19 protein-coding genes and 1 tRNA gene are annotated in these 19,606 nt (G+C 64.8%); 8 read left to right on the forward strand and 12 right to left on the reverse strand.

The genetic code is table 11. The annotated features are described in order from the left end of the window. Window positions 1-34: 34 nt before the first annotated feature. The 3 genes from PV768_RS02555 to PV768_RS02565 form a co-directional block, all read right to left on the reverse strand. Window positions 35-985: a Cgl0159 family (beta/alpha)8-fold protein gene (locus PV768_RS02555; RefSeq protein WP_321215424.1), complete on the reverse strand. Its 951-nt coding sequence runs from the start codon at window positions 983-985 to the stop codon at window positions 35-37. Then, window positions 982-1,986, reverse strand: coding sequence for a 5-dehydro-2-deoxygluconokinase (gene iolC, locus PV768_RS02560; RefSeq protein ID WP_421092202.1), 1,005 nt, complete (start codon window positions 1,984-1,986; stop codon window positions 982-984). Before iolC ends, PV768_RS02555 begins: the two co-directional genes overlap by 4 nt. A gap of 216 nt (window positions 1,987-2,202) precedes the next feature. Further along, window positions 2,203-2,607 (reverse strand): tautomerase family protein, encoded by a 405-nt coding sequence (locus PV768_RS02565; protein WP_421092203.1) that lies wholly within the window; start codon window positions 2,605-2,607, stop codon window positions 2,203-2,205. A 155-nt stretch (window positions 2,608-2,762) separates the two neighbouring features. Between PV768_RS02565 and PV768_RS02570 the strand changes: the two genes are divergently transcribed. Together PV768_RS02570 and PV768_RS02575 are read left to right on the forward strand one after the other, a co-directional pair. Further along, complete coding sequence (locus tag PV768_RS02570; protein WP_421092204.1) at window positions 2,763-3,128, forward strand: ArsR/SmtB family transcription factor; 366 nt, start codon at window positions 2,763-2,765, stop codon at window positions 3,126-3,128. Beyond that, window positions 3,121-3,603 carry an SRPBCC family protein gene (locus PV768_RS02575; protein ID WP_321215420.1) on the forward strand — a complete coding sequence of 161 codons (483 nt, stop codon included), beginning with the start codon at window positions 3,121-3,123 and terminating at the stop codon, window positions 3,601-3,603. Before PV768_RS02570 ends, PV768_RS02575 begins: the two co-directional genes overlap by 8 nt. A 175-nt stretch (window positions 3,604-3,778) precedes the next feature. Here PV768_RS02575 and sucD read toward each other — a convergent pair whose 3' ends face one another. From sucD to PV768_RS02605, 6 genes are all read right to left on the reverse strand, one after another. Then, on the reverse strand, window positions 3,779-4,681 hold the full coding sequence (gene sucD, locus PV768_RS02580; RefSeq protein WP_157239019.1) for a succinate--CoA ligase subunit alpha: 903 nt from the start codon (window positions 4,679-4,681) through the stop codon (window positions 3,779-3,781). A gap of 11 nt (window positions 4,682-4,692) precedes the next feature. Continuing rightward, entirely contained in the window at window positions 4,693-5,862 is a 1,170-nt protein-coding gene (sucC, locus tag PV768_RS02585; protein ID WP_321215419.1) for an ADP-forming succinate--CoA ligase subunit beta, read from the reverse strand. A 223-nt stretch (window positions 5,863-6,085) separates the two neighbouring features. Continuing rightward, window positions 6,086-6,796 carry a hypothetical protein gene (locus tag PV768_RS02590; protein WP_421092205.1) on the reverse strand — a complete coding sequence of 237 codons (711 nt, stop codon included), beginning with the start codon at window positions 6,794-6,796 and terminating at the stop codon, window positions 6,086-6,088. An 18-nt stretch (window positions 6,797-6,814) separates the two neighbouring features. Beyond that, on the reverse strand, window positions 6,815-8,125 hold the full coding sequence (locus tag PV768_RS02595) for a glycosyltransferase (protein WP_421092206.1): 1,311 nt from the start codon (window positions 8,123-8,125) through the stop codon (window positions 6,815-6,817). A 123-nt stretch (window positions 8,126-8,248) separates the two neighbouring features. Continuing rightward, entirely contained in the window at window positions 8,249-10,786 is a 2,538-nt protein-coding gene (gene pcrA, locus PV768_RS02600; RefSeq protein WP_421092227.1) for a DNA helicase PcrA, read from the reverse strand. A gap of 119 nt (window positions 10,787-10,905) precedes the next feature. Further along, a complete protein-coding gene (locus PV768_RS02605; RefSeq protein WP_157239022.1) occupies window positions 10,906-11,736 on the reverse strand; it encodes an inositol monophosphatase family protein in 831 nt (276 codons plus the stop codon). 32 nt (window positions 11,737-11,768) lie between these two features. Between PV768_RS02605 and PV768_RS02610 the strand changes: the two genes are divergently transcribed. After that, window positions 11,769-12,398 carry a hypothetical protein gene (locus tag PV768_RS02610; protein ID WP_421092207.1) on the forward strand — a complete coding sequence of 210 codons (630 nt, stop codon included), beginning with the start codon at window positions 11,769-11,771 and terminating at the stop codon, window positions 12,396-12,398. Here PV768_RS02610 and PV768_RS02615 read toward each other — a convergent pair. Beyond that, window positions 12,391-13,146, reverse strand: coding sequence for a DUF998 domain-containing protein (locus PV768_RS02615; RefSeq protein WP_157239024.1), 756 nt, complete (start codon window positions 13,144-13,146; stop codon window positions 12,391-12,393). The genes PV768_RS02610 and PV768_RS02615 overlap by 8 nt on opposite strands. An 82-nt stretch (window positions 13,147-13,228) precedes the next feature. On the opposite strand from PV768_RS02615, the gene PV768_RS02620 reads away from it, so the two are divergent. The 3 genes from PV768_RS02620 to PV768_RS02630 all read left to right on the forward strand — a co-directional run bounded on the left by PV768_RS02620 (window position 13,229) and on the right by PV768_RS02630 (window position 14,225). Continuing rightward, a tRNA-Arg gene (locus tag PV768_RS02620) sits at window positions 13,229-13,301 on the forward strand. Window position 13,302: 1 nt separating this feature from the next. Continuing rightward, window positions 13,303-13,791, forward strand: a complete 489-nt coding sequence (locus PV768_RS02625) for a DUF6314 family protein (protein ID WP_323056464.1) — start codon at window positions 13,303-13,305, stop codon at window positions 13,789-13,791. Next, the gene (locus tag PV768_RS02630; RefSeq protein ID WP_323056465.1) at window positions 13,788-14,225 is read left to right on the forward strand and encodes an NUDIX domain-containing protein; all 438 of its coding nucleotides are present in this window, start codon (window positions 13,788-13,790) and stop codon (window positions 14,223-14,225) included. The genes PV768_RS02625 and PV768_RS02630 overlap by 4 nt, the downstream gene beginning before the upstream one ends. On the opposite strand, the gene PV768_RS02635 is transcribed toward PV768_RS02630, so the two are convergent. Beyond that, window positions 14,222-16,135, reverse strand: a complete 1,914-nt coding sequence (locus tag PV768_RS02635; protein WP_157239027.1) for an ABC transporter ATP-binding protein — start codon at window positions 16,133-16,135, stop codon at window positions 14,222-14,224. The two genes, PV768_RS02630 and PV768_RS02635, sit on opposite strands and share 4 nt — an antisense overlap. Beyond that, window positions 16,132-17,802: an ABC-F family ATP-binding cassette domain-containing protein gene (locus PV768_RS02640; RefSeq protein ID WP_321215412.1), complete on the reverse strand. Its 1,671-nt coding sequence runs from the start codon at window positions 17,800-17,802 to the stop codon at window positions 16,132-16,134. Before PV768_RS02640 ends, PV768_RS02635 begins: the two co-directional genes overlap by 4 nt. A 249-nt stretch (window positions 17,803-18,051) precedes the next feature. On the opposite strand from PV768_RS02640, the gene PV768_RS02645 reads away from it, so the two are divergent. Together PV768_RS02645 and PV768_RS02650 are read left to right on the forward strand one after the other, a co-directional pair. After that, complete coding sequence (locus PV768_RS02645; protein WP_157239029.1) at window positions 18,052-18,786, forward strand: hypothetical protein; 735 nt, start codon at window positions 18,052-18,054, stop codon at window positions 18,784-18,786. Beyond that, entirely contained in the window at window positions 18,783-19,520 is a 738-nt protein-coding gene (locus tag PV768_RS02650; protein WP_421092208.1) for a hypothetical protein, read from the forward strand. The genes PV768_RS02645 and PV768_RS02650 overlap by 4 nt, the downstream gene beginning before the upstream one ends. The last annotated feature ends 86 nt before the right edge of the window (window positions 19,521-19,606 follow it).

Here is a 19,606-nt window from a genome sequence, read left to right on the forward strand (position 1 = left end):
CGTTGCAGTTCCTGATGTTGTTCCCATGGGGAGGCTACTCCGATACTTCTTCGGTTCGGTTTGGGGTGGTGTGGTTCAGCAGCGAGGCGGCGGTGGCAACGGCGCCGGAAACATCGCCGTCGGCCGGGTACAGGAGGGTCCGTCCCACTGTGAGACCCTGCACCCCGGGCAGCGCGAGGGCTGCCTGCCAGCTTGCGAAGACCTCGTCCTGGCTGCTGTCCGGGTCCCCGCCCAGCAGGACGGTGGGCATGGTGGTAGCTGCCATGACCCGTTCCATGTTTGCAACAACGGGAAGCTTCATCCACGTGTAGGCACTGGTGGAGCCCAGACCCTCGGCGATGGCGATGGACTTGATCACGGCGTCCGTTGAGAGGTCGTTCCGGACGCGGCCGTTTTCCCGGACCGACAGGAACGGCTCCACCATGGCGATCAGCTTACGCTCGGCAAGCGAATCGATGGCCTTGGCCGTTGCCTCGAGGGTGACGACCGTATCCGGGTCCCCCAGGCAGATGCGCGTCAGCATCTTGCCGCCATCGGCACCAAGAGCTTCCAGGGCAGCAGCCGTGTGCCCGGTGAAACGGTCATCGAATTCGTTGACCAGGCCCGCGAGCCCGCCGCGGTTCATCGAGCCAAAAACGAGTTTTCCGTCCAGCGCACCCAGCAGGAGCAGGTCGTCCATGATGTCCGGCGAGGCAAGCACACCGTCCACGGCCGGGTTGGCCAGCGCAATCTGCAGCCGGTCCAGCAACTGCCGGCGGTCTGCCATGGCCACGGGATCCGAACCGACGGCAAGGGCGCCGCGCGCGGGGTGGTCCGCAGCCACAATGAAGTTCTGCTTGCCGTATTTCAGGCCGGGGTGGCGGCGCCGCGCCTTCGCGGCCCGGGCTATGGCGTCCGGGTCTTCAAGCCGGATGGTGCTCAAGTGGGCATAACGGCGGGGGTCGTCGTCCAGGGCATTGTTCGAGGCGAGGGGGGTGAGGGTCACAGCGCTGCTCCTTCGGTGGCAAACTGACCAGGAACCAGGCGGCCGCGTTCGGCAAGCAGCGAGGTGACCTCCTCCGGCGTCGGCATCGCGTCGGCGCAGGAAAGCCGGGACGCGACGATCGCGCCTGCGGCGTTGGCATAATCCAGGACCCGGGCAAGCGGCCAGCCCGAGAGCAGGCCGTGGCAGAAGGCGCCGCCGAAGGAATCGCCGGCACCCAGGCCGTTGACGGTTTCCACCGGTACCGGCGCAGAAACAACACGCTCCGTGCGGGTCTTGGCCATCACACCCTCGGCGCCAAGCTTCACGACGGCAATCTCAACACCGGCTGCCAGAAGCCGGTCAGCCTGCTCATCAGGCGTCCCTTCCCCAACGGCCACCGCGCATTCCTTGTCGTTGCCAATGGCCACGGTCACGTGCGGCAGGATCCGGCCGACCTGTTCCCGGGCTTCCTCTTCGGAGGCCCAGAACATGGGCCGATAGTCCAGGTCCAGGATGGTGAACTGGCCTTCTTTGAGGCCGGCGTGCGGGCGGGCCTCATGAGCGGCAATGTGCGCGCTTCGGCTGGGCTCCTGGCACAGGCCGGTCACGGTGGACCAGAAGATCCGCGCGTCGCGGATAGCGTCCAGGTCAAGCTCTTCTGCCTTGATCTGCAGATCCGGGGCGGTAGGGAAACGCCCGTAAAAGTAGAGCGGGAACTCGTCCGTAGCCGGCTTGATCGCACAGAACGTCACCGCAGTGGGCCATTCCCTGACCGGGGTGACGAAGGCGTCGTCAACGTTGAACTTCTTCAGTTCCCTGTGGAGGTACTTGCCGAAAGCGTCGTCACCGGTACGGGTAATCACCCCGGTCCGGCGGCCATGCCGGGCGGCCGCTACCGCAACGTTCGACGGCGATCCGCCGAGGTACTTGCCGAAGGACGTCACGTCCTCCAGGTCCACCCCAATGTCGTTCGGGTAGATATCAACGCTGATGCGCCCGATCGTGAGCAGTTCGTGGGTCACGGTATTTGCGGACCTTTCTAGTTTGAACTCTTACCTCAAACAGCTAGAGCTCCGGTGCCTGGCTGGCCCCTCCATGAGCGGGGTCACACCCACTACTTTGCCCTAGAATCAATGTCCTGTCAAAGGTTTGTACTGACATGTTTACAAGTTGCCATAGTGGCAGTTTTAGACTCCCCAGGGGGAGCCGGAAGGGTCCCGCGAGCAGAAGACGACGCCCTACTTCCGGGGTACAGCCAGCTCGCCGGTAACGTACTGGGCGCGGCCAAAGCCGAAGGACCAGTCGCCGGCAGTGTTCTCCACGTAGCCAATGAACACGTCCTCGCCGGCGATCCCCGCCTCACCGAGCTTGTCCGCCACGGCGGCAAAGAGGCGCTGTTTTGCCTCCTGCGACCGTCCACCCTGGGTAACGATCTGGATCATCACCACACCGCTTGTCCGCTCAAAACCTAGTCCGGCATCCTGGGCAAAGATCTGCCCGGCGGGATGCTCGGTGAGGATGTGGAAGTAGTCGCGCTCCGGGATGCCGTATTCAGCAAGGATGGCGTCGTGGATTCCCCGGCTCAACTGCTGCAGGTCCTCCCGGCTGCGGCCCAGATTTACATCGATACGAACGAGTGGCACTGTCTCTCCTTTGAAAGTTTGTACTGACATACTAACAAAGTTCTTCAGGCTGCGGCAAGAGCGCCTCTGGGGATCTTGAACAGCCGCCGGAACAGACGTAGACTTAAACAACCTAAAGGTTGATAAAAGAAAAGGTTGAATAAGGAAGGGCCCTGATGATCTCCGAAAGCGCAGCCTTGGACTCGGCCTTTATGGCCTTGGCCGATCCCGTGCGGCGGAGCATCATCGCCCGGCTCAGCCGGGGCCAGGCCACCGTGAACGAATTGGCGGAACCGTTTGAGATCTCCAAGCAGGCGGTCTCAAAACATATCCAGGTACTCGAGCAGGCGGGACTGGTGACCCGGACCAGGGATGCGCAGCGCCGGCCCGTCCACCTGAACCCTGCGCGGCTTGAGGCGCTGACAGCCTGGATCGACCAGTACAGGCTGGTCCGCGAAGGGCAGTTCCGGAGCCTCGACGCCGTACTTAGATCAAATGCTGCGGCCAGCAGCGATCCATCTCCAAGGAGTCATCATGAGTAATTCCCTGAAACTCAGCGTTCCTGAGGGCGTCCCCTTCATCGACTACGAGCGCGAGTTTGATTTCCCCGTAGCGGACGTCTTCCGGGCCCATAAGGAACCGGACCTGATCGTCCAGTGGCTGGGCCCGCGGGGCTACAAGATGGAAATCGACCACTACGATTTCCGGACCGGCGGCAGCTACAGCTACCTGCACACCGGGCCCGAAGGGGTGCCCTACGAGTTCAGGGGCATCTTCCACACGGTCCGCGAGAACGAATTCGCCATCCAGACCTTTGAGTTCGGCGGCTACCCGGACGTGGTGAGCCTGGAATTCATGACCTTCGAGGACCTCGGCAATGGACGGTGCCGCCTGCGGGGCCACTCCGTCTACCCAAGCCAGGAGGCGCGGGACGGGATGGCCCAGTCCGGAATGGAAGGCGGCATGAGCGAGGGCTACGAGCGGCTGGACGAACTCCTCAGCGGCGCCAAGGTCTGACAAGCTAAAAGTACGACGACGGGAGGTCACCTTTCGCTGGGAAAGGTGACCTCCCGTCGTCGTACGTTACGTCGTACGTTAAGTCGTACGTTAAACAGCAACGCGGGGTCACTCCGCGCCCAATCCAGGGGATGGATCGGGCCGGGAGTGACCCCGCGTTGTTTGTTACTGGGAGTTAGAGCGCTGCGTAAACTTCGCGCAGCAGCTTGGCGGTTTCGGACGGCGTCTTGCCGACCTTCACGCCAGCGGCTTCCAGGGCTTCCTTCTTGGCCTGGGCGGTTCCGGCGGAACCGGAAACGATGGCCCCGGCGTGACCCATGGTCTTGCCTTCGGGAGCGGTGAAGCCGGCAACGTAGCCGACGACCGGCTTGGTGACGTTGGCCTTGATGAAGTCGGCTGCACGCTCTTCGGCGTCGCCGCCGATTTCGCCGATCATCACGATCGCCTTGGTCTCGGGGTCAGCCTCGAACGCGGCCAGGGCGTCAATGTGCGTGGTGCCGATGATGGGGTCGCCGCCGATGCCGATGGCGGTGGAGAAGCCCAGGTCCCGCAGTTCGTACATCATCTGGTAGGTCAGGGTTCCGGACTTGGAAACCAGGCCGATGGGACCCTTGCCCGTGATGTTGGCCGGGGTAATGCCGACCAGCGCCTCGCCGGGGGTGATGATGCCGGGGCAGTTCGGTCCGATGATGCGGGTGACCTGGTTGCCGTCGGCGTCCACCTTGGACTGGGCCAGCGCCCAGAACTCGGCGGAGTCCTGGACCGGCACGCCTTCGGTGATCACAACGACCAGGCCGATGCCGGCCTCGATGGCTTCGACCACGGCGCTCTTGGTGAACGCCGGCGGCACGAAGACGATGGAGACATCAGCGCCGGTTTCCGCCATGGCTTCCTTGACGGTGCCGAAGACGGTGATTTCCTTGTCGCCGTGCAGGACGGTGGTGCCGGCCTTGCGGGCGTTGACGCCGCCCACGATGTTGGTGCCGGCCTTGAGCATCAGGGCGGTGTGCTTGGTGCCTTCGCCGCCGGTGATGCCCTGGACGATGACCTTGGAGTCCTTGTTCAGATAGATAGACATGGTGCGTCCCTTTACTTAGCTGCGTTGGCGAGCTCGGCTGCCTTGTCGGCGCCCTCGTCCATGGTTGCGGCCAGGGTAACCAGCGGGTGGTTCGCCTCGACCAGGATGCGGCGGCCTTCCTCAACGTTGTTGCCGTCAAGGCGGACTACCAGCGGCTTGTTCGCGGAGTGGCCCAGCTCGGCCAATGCACCGACGATGCCCTTGGCTACCGCGTCACAGGCGGTGATGCCGCCGAAGACGTTCACGAAGACGGACTTGACCTGCTCATCGCCGAGGATGACGTCCAGGCCGGCGGCCATGACCTCTGCGGATGCTCCACCACCGATATCCAGGAAGTTGGCGGGCTTCACGTTGCCGTGGTTCTCCCCGGCGTAGGCGACGACGTCCAGGGTGGACATCACCAGGCCTGCACCGTTGCCGATGATGCCCACTTCGCCGTCCAGCTTGACGTAGTTGAGGTCCTGCGCCTTTGCCTTGGCCTCAAGCGGGTCAGCAGCGTCCTTGTCCTCGAGGAGGGCGTGCTTTGCGTGGCGGAACTCGGCGTTCTCGTCGAGCGAGACCTTGCCGTCGAGAGCGACGATTTCGCCGGCGCCGGTCTTGACCAGCGGGTTGACCTCCACCAGGGTGGCGTCTTCCTTCTTGAAGACGTCCCAGAGCTTGAGGATCACTGCGGCGACCTTGCCGCGGAGTTCCTCAGCGAAGCCTGCGGCTGCGACGATTTCGTCGGCCTTTGCCTGGTCGATGCCCACGGCGGGGTCGATGGCGATCTTGGCGAGCGCCTCGGGGCGTTCGACGGCGAGCTGTTCGATTTCCATGCCGCCCTCAACCGAGCACATGGCCAGGTAGTTGCGGTTGGCCCGGTCCAGCAGGACGGAGAAGTAGTACTCCTCGGCAATGTCCGCACCCTGGGCAATCATCACCTTTTTGACGGTGTGGCCCTTGATGTCCATGCCCAGGATGTTGGTGGCGTGTTCAAGTGCCTCATCCGCGGACTTTGCCACCTTGACGCCGCCGGCCTTGCCGCGGCCGCCAGCCTTGACCTGTGCTTTAACGACAGTAACGCCGCCGATCTTCTCGGCAGCTGCCTTTGCTTCTTCTGGGGTGTACGCCACGATGCCAGCAAGCACGGGTACACCGTGCGCCTCGAACATATCGCGCGCCTGGTATTCAAACAGGTCCACGGTTTAGTGTCCTTCTACGTCGAAGTAGTTTCTGTACAGTCGGACACCATCGCAAGACGATGACCGGGCTGCGGAATTGCACGCACCGGCGGCCTATCGGAAACGAGCCACGCGGCGTGATGCTCCACTGGGAACTCTAGTCCTTTGGGAGGACCGGCCCGTCCCAGACTACCCCTTATGTGAGTAAGGACACTATTCTATGAAGCGTAGAAAAACCGCGGAATTACGGGGTTTTTGAGGCCCCTGCCGTCGCCGCCGGGGGGCTTGCGGCCGGTCCTGCGATCAGTTCGTAATGATCCGGCGACACGAAGAAACCGACCCCTGCGGACACGTTTCCGCACGCTACGCCGCCGTTATAGGCAGAGCAGCGCAGCCCGTTGCGTTCGAGGATTTTCCCGTCCGCCAGAACAGTCAGCTGCGCCAGCGGTCCTGCCTTGCTGCCCCGGGGGCCGTACGCTGCTTCCATTTGTGTGACGCCGGAACGGCACTCGCCATACGTAGCGGCGTCAGGCGTCAGCAGCGCAACGCCGCCCAGGTAGCCGAGGTTCGTTGCCGCACAGTCGTCTGCCACGTCTTCCGTTTGCGGCTTGGGGTACCTGGCCAGTTCGCAGTAGGCCACCGGCACAATGGCCAGCTTGTTGTTTTCGCTGTCGCTGAAGCTGTTCTGCTCATAGGGAAGGTTGATGTGCGGCCCGCGGGCAGCCGTGAGGGAGCATGCCACAGTGCGGTCTTCCGTGATGAACGAAACAACGCCATCAGCTCCGCCGGAGTAGTCCTCCGGGTCAACCAGCGCTGCCTGCTCCAGCTGTTCCATTGGTGGCAGCGGCGGCGGTGCCACATACCCGCGGTCTTCCACCGTCACCGCGCACCCTGTGGCACCCAGCAGGAAAAGGGCGGCGAGCATCCCCCAAACAGTCCGTCGCATGGGCTCCATTATGCTTCACCGCGGCCTTCATTCCGCCCGCAGGCCGGCCGCCCTTTCTACGACGCCGGCAGCAACAGCGGCGGGATCCCCGGCGGCAAACTGGTCACGCATGTTCCCTGCCCGGGCCCGCCAGGCAGGATCCGAGAGAATTTCGCGCACTGCTTTGGCGATCCGGGATGGTCTGGGCCGTTCGGTTTTCAGGCTGATACCAACGCCCGCATACTCCACCCGGGCGTTGACGTCGCTCTTGCCCTCGTTGATTCCGGACACCACCATGGGCACTCCCTTGGACAGGCTGAGCTGCACTCCGCCAAAGCCGCCGTTGGTAATGAAGACGTCCGTGAAATCCAGGACATTCGCGAAATCCACGAAATCGCGGACAACAATGTTGGGCTGCGGGTAGCGGGACTTGAGGGCTTCTGTTCCACGCCCACCGGTGGCAACGATCACCAAAGCGTCCATGTCCTTTACCGCCTCCAGCGCCGGAACAATGAGCTTGTCCTGGTCCACGTTGTCCACCGTTCCCTGGGTCACCAGCAACGTGCGCGGGTACTGCGGCCACGGGTCCGCCACCTGCGCCTCATCACCGGATGCCTGCGCTGCAGTTCCCGGCAGCCTGTAGGGCAGGAGTGCCCCCACATAATGCACCGCGGGATTCCTGTTCCGCCGCGGGAAGTCCAGCGCTTCCGGCCCGGTCTGGATCACTGCCTTTGAAGTCTTGTAGGGCTCGTCCGTCAGCCGACCGCGCTTGGGGACGTTCTGGCCGTAAACGGCAAGCTGGCGGCGGTAGCTGAGGCCGGCGGGCCGGAGAATCACCTTATCGGATAGGACGCCCGCGGCGGCCTGGACGGATCTCTCCACCGCGTTGCGAGGGGGTTTGAAACCGAAAAAGAGCGGGGGTACCTGCGGGTCGCTTTCCATGTTGGGAATGGCAACGAAGTTCACCAGCGGTTTACCCATCAGGTGCGCGACGAGGCGGTGGACAAACATGGAGCTGTCAACCACGGCCACGTCAAAGGAGAAGTCCTGTTCCAGTTCGCGGATGTCCTCGAAGAAGTTGCTGACGTTACTGGCGAAGATCTTTTCCCCGTCGAACCCGATAGCCCGCGGGCCTTTGAGCTTGGCGCGTTCGGGGTACAGCTCGAACAGGTTGTCCGCCCGGTGCTCAATGGCCCGCTTGAAAGGCATGAGCGGAACGTCCAGTTCCCGGAGTTTTTGGCTGAAGACAGGACCGGTGTACCACGCGACTTCATGGCCGCGTTCTTTGAGGCATACGGCAACACCCGTCATGGGATTGAAATGCCCGTCTATTGCCTGGCTGGCGAAAAGGATTTTCATTGGACCTGCTCCGACTGGTCCTGCGGCTGCTGCGGGACGGTCCCTGAACCTTAGCCCTGGGCCCCGGCACCGGCAAGGGGTATGGTTCCTTGCCCGTGAAGGGGTGAGCGGCTTATGCGACTGTCAGGCATCGAGCTTTGTCAGCGGGGCGTAGCGCAGCAGCAGCCGCTTCTCGCCGACGTCGAACTTCACCTTGGCCACTGTCTTGTCCCCCGCTCCCTCAAGCGCCAGGACTGTTCCGTTGCCGAAGCTGGTGTGGTTGACCTTGTCCCCAACGCTGACCGCCACAATTTCCTTTTGCGGCTGAACGCGGTTCCGCGCGATGGCGGCGGGAACATCCGCATTGAAGCCGGCCGAGGCATCAGCCGACGCACCGCGCGCGGTTCCCGCGCCCCAGAAGGACCCGCTGTAGCGGTTGGAGCCGATGGAACCGCTGCTCCCCCAGCCGCCCTGCCTGCTGGTCCCTTCGCGCTTCCACTCCAGGAGTTCGGCGGGAATCTCCTCGAGGAACTGGCTGGCCGGGTTGTACTGGCTCTGCCCCCACATGCTGCGGACCTCGGAGCGGGTGACATAGAGCCGTTTCCGCGCGCGGGTTAGGCCCACATAGGCAAGCCGGCGTTCCTCGGCCAGTTCCTTGGGGTCCGTGGCTGAGCGCTGATGGGGAAACAGTCCATGTTCCATGCCGGTCAGGAACACCACCGGGAACTCGAGGCCCTTCGCGGTGTGCAGTGTCATCAGCGTGACTACGCCCAGCCGTTTGGCTTCCGCCACGGCGGCATCAATGTCTGCTCCCGGCGCGTCAGGGATCTGGTCTGCGTCTGCCACCAGCGAGACCTGTTCCAGGAAGGCGCCCAGCGACCCTTCCGGGTTCTCCTGCTCATACTCACGGACGACGGCGACGAGTTCCGCCAGGTTTTCCACCCGCGACTCGTCCTGCGGGTCAGTGCTGGAGCGCAGCGCGGCAAGGTAGCCGGTCTGCTCCAGGACTGCCTCCAATGCCGCTGCGGCGCCTGAGCCGGCAGCCACCTCGGCGAGGTCATCCAGCAGCTTCACAAAACCGAGGACGGCGTTCACGGACCGGGTTGCCATTCCCGGAGCCTGGTCAGCACGGCGTGCAGCGTCCATAAAGGAGGTCCGCTCGCGCTGGGCCAGTGCCGCTACGGCGCCTTCGGCCCGGTCACCGATGCCCCTTTTCGGTTCGTTAAGCACCCGGCGGAGGTTGACGTCGTCGTCCGGGTTGACCAGGACGCGCAGGTAGGCGAGGGCGTCCTTGATCTCCTTGCGCTCGTAGAAGCGCGTGCCGCCCACTACCTTGTAGGGCAGGCCCACGCGGACCAGGACGTCTTCGATGGAGCGGGACTGGGCATTGGTGCGGTAGAAAATGGCGACATCGCCGGGACGGAGGTTGTCTTCGTCCTGGAGCCGGTCAATCTCCTTGGCAATGAACTGGGCTTCGTCGTGCTCGTTCTCGCCCACATAACCGATGATTTTGTGGCCGTCCCCCTCCGCCGTCCACAGCCGCTTCTCGGGACGGTTCGGGTTCCTTGAGATGACGGAGTTCGCTGCGCTGAGAATGTTCTGGGTGGAACGGTAATTCTGCTCCAGCTTGATGGTCCGGGCTTCGGGATAGTCCTTTTCGAACTCGACGATGTTGCGGATGTCGGCGCCGCGGAATGCGTAGATGGACTGATCGGAATCACCCACGACCGTCAGCGCTGACGCACCCGGACCTTCCCCCACGATTTCCCGGACCAGCGCGTACTGGGCATGGTTGGTGTCCTGGTATTCGTCCACAAGCACATGCCTGAACCGGCGCCGGTAGGACTCAGCAAGCGCGGGGAAAGCCCGGAACATGTAGACGGTCTCCGCGATGAGGTCGTCAAAGTCCATGGCATTCGCCTGGCGCAGCCGCTGGGTATAGCCCTTGAAGACATCGGCTACGGCCTGCTCGAAAGGATCGTTGTAGTTCGCGGCAGAGGCATACGAGTCAGCATCGATGAGTTCGTTCTTCAAGGCGGAAATCTTGTGCTGGATGGCCTTGGGCGCGAACTTCTTGGGATCCAGGTCCAGGGCTTTGGATACTTGGGTGACGAGCCGGAGCGAGTCCGCGGAGTCGTAGATGGAGAAGTTCGACTTCAGGCCGACATTTGCCGCCTCCTGCCGAAGGATGCGGACGCAGGATGAATGGAACGTGGAAATCCACATGATCTTGGCACGTCCGCCCACGAGCTTTTCGATGCGTTCCCGCATTTCCGCCGCGGCCTTGTTCGTGAAGGTGATGGCCAGGATTTCGCCGTGGTGGGCACGTCCGGTGGCGATCAGGTAGGCGATCCTGTTGCTAAGCACACGGGTCTTGCCCGAACCGGCGCCGGCCACGATCAACAGGGCGGGCCCGACGTGTTTGACCGCTTCTTCCTGCTGCGGGTTCAACCCCTCCAGGAGCTGGGCTGCATCCGGCCTGCGATTGCCGTGGCGATGCCCCTCCCCGTGCTGAGCATCAGGCTCGTGGTTGCTGCCCGCAAGGCCCGCACCTGGCCGGTTCTCCCAGGGCGCAGAACCGCCAGGACCAGCCGCCGTAGCGCCGTCAGGGCGCGACTTGGTGCGGGAAGCCGCTGCGGAAGCGGCCTTGAACGGTCCGTCAGAGTACGGGTCAAACAACATATCCATGGTGCCTACAAGTCTAGGCGGTGGGGCCGACACCCAGTTCCAGGCTGTGAATTACGGGGCTTTATCCACATAGCGCTGAGGGGTGCGTGCCGTGCCTGGGCTGTGGCATGCCCCTAGGCCACCGAACCTGACGCGAGGGCCGCACGCAACTCGCGTACCGCCGTCGCGCCTCCTGCCATGAACCATTCCAGCCCGTTCACGCGCACGGTGTCCACAGCACCTCCGGCGGCCCGCACGATCGCTTTGCCGGGCAGCCAGTCCCATTCCGGGCAGCTGTGCTGGAACCAGCAGCCGATCTGCCCATCCGCTACCCTGCCAAGGTCGCAGGAGCCGGAGCCGAGCATCCGCAGGGCAGCGGCCGATGTTGCCGCCGCATGCCAGGGCATGGCGCAGAGGGGGTCCATCAGCCAGCTGGGATGGATATAGGTGGCCGCCCCCAGCTCGGCAACGGCGGTCGCGTTCCGCTCTCCCCTGTTGTCGTGGAAAACCGTCAGCTGTTCGCCGTTCAGGGTGGCGGGGTGCGACCGTCCACCCAGCCAGAGCTTGTCCTCCTCCGGCTGGAAGATGGCGCCCAGCACCACGTCGGACTGGTCTTTCAGGGCGATGGCCGAGCACCAGTATGTGGAGCCGTGCAGGAAGTTGTAGGTGCCGTCCACGGGATCAATCACCCAGGTGCGGCCGCTGCTGCCCTGCACCGACGCGCCTTCCTCACCCAGGATGCCGTCCTGGGGCCGGCAGCGTTGCAGCTGCTCCAGGACATAGGCTTCCGCTGCATGGTCGGCCGCCGTCACGACATCCGAGATGGAAGTCTTCTGCTGCGACTGCAGGCCTGCCATCCGCATCAGGAGCGCCAACTGGCCGGCCTCGCGCACCAAGGCGGCCGCAAGCTGATAGTCGTCAAGTGAAGGGTCAAGTTCAACAGCGCTGTGCCGGCCAATGGTCATGGCTTCAGTTTATGGGGCGCGATAATGGTGCCATGGCCAAGACACCTGCCCAGCGGATCAAGAAGCACGGTTCCAGGGCGGCGGTACCCCAGCACCACCTCCCGCCCGTGGTGAACCCCACCACGGCCCGTACCCCGCAAAAAGCCCAAAGCAACAGCAACCTCATCCTCATCGCGGGCGTCGTGGCCAGCCTGTTCCTTTTCTGGTACCTGCACCTGCTGACCCTGGACCAGCTCCGGCAACTCTCCGGCGGCCTGGCCATGCCGGACTCCCTCATTGGCGGTTTCGACCCCTCCTACGTCGGCACGCTGCAGGCCGCCATGGACGCGGACGCCCGCGGTCAGCTCAACTACGTACACAAGACGGCGGGCACCCTGTTTCCGCTGATCTTCGGGTTCACGTGGCTGCTGCTGATCGGCACGAACGTTGCCCGGAAGGCGCTGCGCTGGGCGCTTTGGGCTCTCCCGCTGCTCTTCGTCGTGGTGCGGCTCTGGGCAAACGTGGCTATCGACGGCATGCTGGGAGCAGAAACACCCGACGCCGGCCAGGTTGCCCTTGCATCCGGCCTCACCGTTGCCGGCTGGGTCCTGCTGGTCCTGAACCTGCTCGCGGGCGCTGCCGCAGTCGTCCTCGGTACCCGGAAGCCGAAGGCAGCTAGCTGACCGCAGCCCGGGCCCGGACCTCCTTGCGGTGCCGGTGCACGCGGTGCGCAATCACCAAGCCTGCGGTGGCCATGCCCACCGTGACCGGGTAGCCCATCAGCCGCTCCAGCGTGCCCGGCTCCGGCACGTCCATGCGCGTCAGCCCGCCGGTTACCAAAGCAGCGGAGGAAACAGCGCCGCAGGCCAGGATGAACCAGGCGAAAGCGGTCTTCCGCAGCCAAAGGACGCCCAGCACCAACAGGGCGGCCGCCCCGGTGAGGAAGTACACCACAGCGCCCACGAGGTGCCAGCTGGAGCCCGCATCCTCCGGCACCAGTCCCACGATCACAGTCCCGGCCCCGGCCGCCCCGGTCAAGATCCGCACCCAGACAGCCGCCATCCAGGGCCGCCGCCGCGGCAGTGCCCATAGATCCGCCCGGGCCGCCACGCACAGCAGCCCGGAGGTCAGCAAAACAGCACCCAGCAGCATCCCCAGGCCCTGGACCACGAACGAGGCGTTCATCAGCCAGTTCAGCGGGGAACACACCTGGCGGCCGTCATAAATTCCGCAGTTCAGTGCCCCGAGGTCGCTGATATAGCCGGTCCGGAGGTCGTAGGCGGCGGGTCCTGCCCACGCTCCGATCACTGCCGCCTCCGCCGCGAAATATTGCAGCACGCTCAGGACGGACCACGCGCCGATGTACTGCCGTGTGGAGGTGGTGTCCGGAATGAAGGCGAAGGCTGGGGCGGCGGACGGCGCTGAACTCATGCCTTGAGCGTAGTACGGCCCCGCACCTTGTATGCTTGTATCCGTGTCCGGCCGGACTGGCCCGCCGATCCTACGGACGCAAGCCCTCGTAGCTCAGTGGATAGAGCACGGCTCTCCTAAAGCCGGTGTCGTTGGTTCGATTCCAATCGAGGGCACTTGAACGATCCTTCCCCGGAGTTCCAGCTTCGCGCCTACCTCCTTGGCACCAACGGGCCCGGCCGCGCCGCAGAGGCGGGACGGTGGGCCGTCCAGCGGGACCTGCTGGACCGCGCGGAGGGCACCCGCGGCACCTTTTCCGGCGTCGTGCATTTTGCTCCCACGGACGACGACGGCCTGGCCCTTCGCGAGGAAGGCACCATGCGCTGGCCGTCCTTTACAGGCCCCGCTTCCCGCGAATACCTGCTGAAAAGCACAGCCCGCCCGGACGCACTGGACGTTTTCTTCCCGGACGGCCGACCCTTCCACACCATGAGCTTCACCCCGGAGGCGAACCTGGACCAGCACTGGTGCGATCCCGACACCTACCGCGTCGCCTACACCTACGGGGACGCCAACAGCTTCAGCTACACGTGGGACGTGAAGGGCCCAAAGAAGGACCTGCTGCTGGCCTCGCATCTGGTCCGGATCCCGGGCGTTGCCGCATGAAGGACCGCATTGTGGTCTCCGCCGTCTGCGTGTTCGACGACGCCGGCCGGCTCCTCACGGTGAGGAAGCGCGGCACGGCAATGTTCATGCACCCGGGCGGGAAGCCGGAGGCCGGCGAAACAGCTGTCCAGGCGGCAGCCCGGGAGCTGGCTGAAGAAGTTGGCATCGTCCTCGACCCACGTGATCTGCAGCTGATGGGCGTCTGGATTGCCGATGCCGCGAACGAGGCCGCCACTGATATTGAAGCCACCGTCTTCACTGCGCCGGGCACGTGGTCGGCCCGCCCCTCGGCGGAGATCGAAGAAATCCGCTGGCTGGACCTGGCTGCCCTGGGCAGCGGCACGGAACCCGTCGAAGACCTGGCACCGCTGCTGACGGACCACATCCTGCCCGAGCTCGCCGCCAGGCCGGGCAGCGCTCCCTTGGGAGCCTAGAACTCCGGAACTGCTTCCTGGGCTACTGCCGTGGCCTCGTTGAACTGCGTCCGGTAAAGCTCGGCGTACCGCCCTTCGGCAGCAAGCAGTTCGGTGTGGGTCCCGCGTTCCACGATCCGGCCGTCCTCCACTACCAGGATGGCGTCCGCGGCCCGGACCGTGGACAGTCGGTGCGCAATCACGACGGCGGTGCGCCCCTCGAGCGCGGCCCCCAGGGCCGCCTGCACGGCCGCTTCGTTGGTGGAGTCAAGGGCAGCCGTTGCTTCATCGAGGATGACCACCCGCGGCTGGGCGATAAGCAGCCGCGCAATGGTGAGGCGCTGCCGTTCACCGCCCGAAAGCCGGTAGCCGCGCTCCCCCACCACGGTGTCCAGCCCGTCCGGCAGGGAACGGATCATGGTTTCCAGCCTGGCCTGCCGGATGGCCTCCCACATGTCCGCTTCCGTGGCATCCGGCCTGGCAAGCCGAAGGTTGGAGGCGATGGATTCGTGGAAGAGGTGGCCGTCCTGCGTGACCATGCCCAAGGTCTGCCGCATGGAGTCGAAGGTCAGGTCGCGGACATCCACCCCGGCGCCCCGCTCCACGCCGCCGAAACGGACGGCGCCGGAATCCACATCGTAGAGCCGGGCCAGCAGCTGCGCGATGGTCGACTTGCCGGCGCCGGAGGAGCCCACCAGCGCCACGGTCTGCCCGGGCTCCACCCGGAAACTGATACCGTGCAGGACTTCCTCCCCGCCGCGGGTGTCAAGGATGGAGACGTCTTCGAGTGAAGCCAGTGAGACCTTGTCCGCAGAGGGGTAGGAGAAGCGGACGTTGTCGAACTCCACCGAGAGCGGGCCGCGCGGCGATTCCACCGCATCCGGCTTTTCCCGGATGAGCGGCTTGAGGTCCAGGATCTCGAACACGCGCTCAAAGCTGACCAGGGCGCTCATGATTTCCACCCGGGCATTGGAGAGTGCGGTCAGCGGGGCGTAGAGCCGGGTAAGCAGCAAAGCCAGCACAACAACGTCGCCTGCGGCGAGTTGGCCTCCGAGCGCCAGCCATCCGCCCAGGCCGTAGACCAGGGCGAGAGCCAGTGCGGAGACCAGGGTCAGTGCCGTGACAAAGGTGAACTGGAGCATGGCCGTGCGGACGCCGATGTCCCGCACCCGGCCGGCCCGGAGGGCGAATTCACGGGATTCTTCGTCCGGGCGGCCGAAGAGCTTTACCAGCGTGGCGCCGGGGGCGGAGAAACGCTCCGTCATCTGCGTGCCCATGGTGGCGTTGTGTTCGGCGGCCTCGCGGCGCAGCTCCGCCAGCCTGGAACCCATCCGGCGGGCCGGGATCAGGAAGATCGGAAGCAGGATCATGGCCAGCACAGTCACCAGCCAGGACTTGTTCAGCATCACCACCAGCGTCAAGGCCAGCGCCACCACGTTGCTGACCACGCCGGAGAGCGTGCCGGCGAAAGCCGACTGCGCGCCGATCACATCGTTGTTGAGGCGACTGACCAGCGCGCCGGTGCGGGTACGCGTGAAGAACGCTATCGGCATCTTCTGCACGTGGTCGAATACCTTGGTGCGCAGGTCCAGGATCACGCCCTCACCGATCGAAGAGGACAGCCAGCGCGTCACCAGTCCAAGCCCGGCTTCTGCCACGGCTGCGACCGCGATCAGCACCGCCAGCCATATCACCGTTCCGGCGTCCGCCTTCGCGATGATCGCGTCGACCACCTGGCCTGCGAGCACGGGTGTGGCCACCGCAAGGACCGCCATCACGATGGACAGCAGCACGAAGGCGGTGAGCTTTCCGCGATGCGGCCGGGCGAAGCCGAACACGCGCTTGAGGAGCTCCTTGGAGAACGGCTTGGAGCCGTTCGTAGCGCGGGCGATGTTGTAGAGGGAGCTCCAGGCCACCCGGTCCATACTCATTTTCTGGTGCCTTTCGGGGCGCTGGCGCCCGGCATTTCCGTAATGACGCCGTTATCCACATTCCAACGTACATCCAGCCGCACGTTTTCCAGGAGCCGCCGGTCGTGGGTCACCAAAAGCAGCGCACCATCGTAGCTTTCCAGGGCCTCCTCCAGCTGCTCGATGGCGGGAAGGTCAAGGTGGTTGGTGGGCTCGTCCAGGACCAGGAGGTTCACGCCGCGGGCCTGCAGCAGCGCGAGCGCGGCCCGGGTCCGCTCGCCCGGCGACAGGGAGTCGACGGTCCGGGACGTGTGGTCCGCCCTTAGGCCGAACTTGGCAAGCAGGGTGCGGACCTCGGCCGCGGTCAGATCCACCAGGACTGCCTCGACGGCGTCAGCCAGGGTCAGGTTGCCGGCCAGCAGCCCGCGGGCCTGGTCAATCTCGCCAATGGCCACGGAGGCCCCCATGGCGGCACTGCCGGAATCGGGCTCGATGCCGCCCAGCAGCAGCCGCAGCAGGGTGGACTTCCCGGCACCGTTGGGTCCGGTAATGCCAATCCGCTCCCCCGCGTTGAGCTGGAGGTTGACGGGTCCCAGGGTGAAGCCGCCCTGCCGGACCACGGCATCGCGGAGCGTCGCAACCACGGAACTGGAGCGGGGTGCCTTGCCGATGGAGAACTGGAGCTGCCATTCTTTCCGCGGTTCTTCCACCACATCCAGCCTTGCAATGCGGGACTCCATCTGCCGCACTTTCTGGGCCTGCTTCTCTGAAGACTCGGTGCTGGCGGCGCGCCGGATCTTGTCATTGTCCGGGCTCTTTTTCATGGCATTCCGGACGCCCTGGGAGCTCCATTCGCGCTGGGTCCGGGCCCGGGACACCAGGTCGGCCTTGGTGGCCGCAAACTCCTCGTACTTTTCGCGGGCGTGCCGCCGGGCAACGGCGCGTTCCTCGAGGAAGGCGTCATAGCCGCCGTCGTACACGGCCACGGCATTCTGTGCCAGGTCCAGTTCCACCACCGTGGTGACACAGCGGGCCAGGAATTCGCGGTCGTGGCTCACCAGCACAGCACCGCCACGCAGGCCTTTGACGAAGTCCTCGAGCTTGTCGAGGCCCTCCAGGTCAAGGTCATTGGTGGGTTCATCCAGCAGCACCACGTCAAACCGGCTCAAGAGCAGCGCAGCCAGCGCAACCCGCGCGGCCTGCCCGCCGGAAAGGGCCGTCATGGCCGCATCCGGGCCGGTCTCCAGCCCAAGGTCCGCCAATACCGCTGGAAGCCGGTCGTCCAGGTCGGCCGCACCCGAAGCCATCCACCGGTCGAAAGCCAGTGCATAGGCATCATCGGCTCCCGGGGCACCTGCTCCGAGCGCCTCCGCCGTGGCTTCCATGTCGGCCGTGGCCTGTGCACAACCCGTGCGCCGCGCAATGTACCCCGCAACGGTTTCACCCGGCACCCGTTCATGCTCCTGGGGAAGCCACCCCACGAAAGCGTCGGCAGGGGCAAGACTGACCGAGCCGTCCTGCGGCTCGTCCACGCCCGCCAGAAGCCGGAGCAGCGTCGACTTCCCGGCTCCGTTGGCACCCACCACGCCCACTACGTCCCCGGGCGCGACGGTCAGGGAAAGCCCGGAGAAAAGCTGCCGGTGGTCATGACCGCCGGAAACGTCCTTGGCTACAAGGGTTGCAGTCATTGATCCATCCTTTCGCCGCTGTTGCGCAGCGTCTTTTCTGCCTAAAACCGGCCGGCAGGGCCATGCCGATTGCCCGGGAGGAAGGTGCGCGGGCCGCAGGACATGAAAGAACCCGCTGGTCCGGACTTGGGGGGTGTACGGACCAACGGGCTCGACCATCAAGCATAGTCGAAACGGCTGCGCGGGTAAAACCGGGACTCAAGGGGCAGGCTAAAATCAACGAAACACCCGTTCTGCAGAGAGCCCTCCATGACCATCCCCGCCAAGGCGTTCCAGCGCTGGCTGCAAGGCATTGCGCCGGACGCCAGCACGGCAGATGTCTGCAGGATCTCCGGGATCAAGCGGACCACGCTCGCCCAGCAGCTGGTCCGCGGGAAAGTCGCCGTGGGCACTGTCGTGAGCATCAGCCGCGCCTACGGCGTCAATCCTGTTGCGGCCCTCGCCACCTTCGAGGCCTACCGGGACCTGGCCGGTCCCCTGCCTCCGCCCACCCGGTGTGAGCTGGTGAGCCAGATTTCCACGGCCGACCTCCTGCAGGCACTGCTGGCGCGGCCGGCGATGGAAGCAGCCGCCCCCGGGAAGGAACCCCTGCCGCTCTCTGCGGCGCCGCACTCCACTTCGGTCAAAAACTGGGTTGATGCAATCGACGACGGCGAACTGCGGCACCGCGTATCGGCTGCCACGGGGGTTGCGCCCCAGAACTACTCTGCCCAGCTGACCGCGAACCGGCTGTCCCCTGAACTGGCCATAGCCACGTCCCTCGCCGCGGGCGTCGGACCCACAGGCGGGCTGGTGGCTACCGGCCTCATCACGGAGGAAGAGGCCGGTTGGCCGGCCGGCGCCCGGCAGCGGGCCTTGGACAGCCTGTCCGACGGCGACCTCACCGCCTTGGCCGGCGACAGGCTGCAGGCACTGGGCAAGGTACTGCGGCGCCAGGAGCAAGACCAGGCGCAGACCGAAAAGATCTGGGAGAACCTGGGATGATCGAAATTCTTCAGTGGTCCACCCTTGCCATCTGCGGCCTTGTTGCGGCTGCCCGCCTCCCCAGCGCCCTGCGCGGCGAGAACAGGTCGCTCTTCTATATCTTCGCCCTGATGACCGCAGCCATCCTCTTGAGCATCGAGGCGCCGTACGTAGCCATCGACCAGGCTTTGGGCGGCATCAACCTTGCCAACCTGCTGCTGCGCTTCATCATCTTTGCCGCCATCTATTTCATCGGGATACGCGTCACGCGCGGCTTCGGTGCTGAAGGCGCGTACCGGCTCATCACGGGAAAGGCCGGCATGATGGTGCTGGCGGTCGTTTCGCTGGTGATGACAGCGGTGTTCTTCATGATGGACACCACCGGTTCATCGGCGGGACTGTCGGCACCGTCGGTCAGAAACCAGCACAACGCCATCCTGGCCCAGTACTACGGTGCCGCGGGCCGCGCCTACCCCGCATATGTAGGCCTCGTCCTGCTGCCCGCCATGGTGCGGGCAGTCCGGAGCCGGCTGCCGGCGCTGGTGCGGGTGGCAGCCGCCCTTCTTGCCCTGGGCGGCGTGGCGATTGGCCTCAGCCTGCTGTTTCCCCTGGTGCCTCCGGGATGGGGCGCCATCATGTTCGTGGTCAACTACACCGCCGTGCTGTGTTACGTGGTTGGGCTGGCGCTGATCTGGGCGGCGCGGGTGCGCAGCGGCAGGCCTTTGTCCACCAAAAGGACATATACCGAAAAGTAACAAAGCGGGCTTTCACAAAAACATTAGAATGTGAAACAATCATGAATGTGTGAAGGTGGAGCGCATGGCGTTTGCGAACGGGGATA

It is taken from the genome of Pseudarthrobacter sp. CC4, from assembly GCF_048957775.1.
GTDB lineage: Bacteria > Actinomycetota > Actinomycetes > Actinomycetales > Micrococcaceae > Arthrobacter.

Bases quoted from the DNA above. Each gene is read 5' to 3' on its own strand.
- PV768_RS02570 (WP_421092204.1), top strand. From the start codon at position 2,763: ATGATCTCCGAAAGCGCAGCCTTGGACTCGGCCTTTATGGCCTTGGCC.
- PV768_RS02575 (WP_321215420.1), top strand. From the start codon at position 3,121: ATGAGTAATTCCCTGAAACTCAGCGTTCCTGAGGGCGTCCCCTTCATC.
- sucD (WP_157239019.1), bottom strand. From the start codon at position 4,681: ATGTCTATCTATCTGAACAAGGACTCCAAGGTCATCGTCCAGGGCATC.
- PV768_RS02590 (WP_421092205.1), bottom strand. From the start codon at position 6,796: ATGGAGCCCATGCGACGGACTGTTTGGGGGATGCTCGCCGCCCTTTTC.
- PV768_RS02595 (WP_421092206.1), bottom strand. From the start codon at position 8,125: ATGAAAATCCTTTTCGCCAGCCAGGCAATAGACGGGCATTTCAATCCC.
- pcrA (WP_421092227.1), bottom strand. From the start codon at position 10,786: ATGTTGTTTGACCCGTACTCTGACGGACCGTTCAAGGCCGCTTCCGCA.
- PV768_RS02605 (WP_157239022.1), bottom strand. From the start codon at position 11,736: ATGACCATTGGCCGGCACAGCGCTGTTGAACTTGACCCTTCACTTGAC.
- PV768_RS02610 (WP_421092207.1), top strand. From the start codon at position 11,769: ATGGCCAAGACACCTGCCCAGCGGATCAAGAAGCACGGTTCCAGGGCG.
- PV768_RS02615 (WP_157239024.1), bottom strand. From the start codon at position 13,146: ATGAGTTCAGCGCCGTCCGCCGCCCCAGCCTTCGCCTTCATTCCGGAC.
- PV768_RS02630 (WP_323056465.1), top strand. From the start codon at position 13,788: ATGAAGGACCGCATTGTGGTCTCCGCCGTCTGCGTGTTCGACGACGCC.
- PV768_RS02635 (WP_157239027.1), bottom strand. From the start codon at position 16,135: ATGAGTATGGACCGGGTGGCCTGGAGCTCCCTCTACAACATCGCCCGC.
- PV768_RS02640 (WP_321215412.1), bottom strand. From the start codon at position 17,802: ATGACTGCAACCCTTGTAGCCAAGGACGTTTCCGGCGGTCATGACCAC.
- PV768_RS02645 (WP_157239029.1), top strand. From the start codon at position 18,052: ATGACCATCCCCGCCAAGGCGTTCCAGCGCTGGCTGCAAGGCATTGCG.
- PV768_RS02650 (WP_421092208.1), top strand. From the start codon at position 18,783: ATGATCGAAATTCTTCAGTGGTCCACCCTTGCCATCTGCGGCCTTGTT.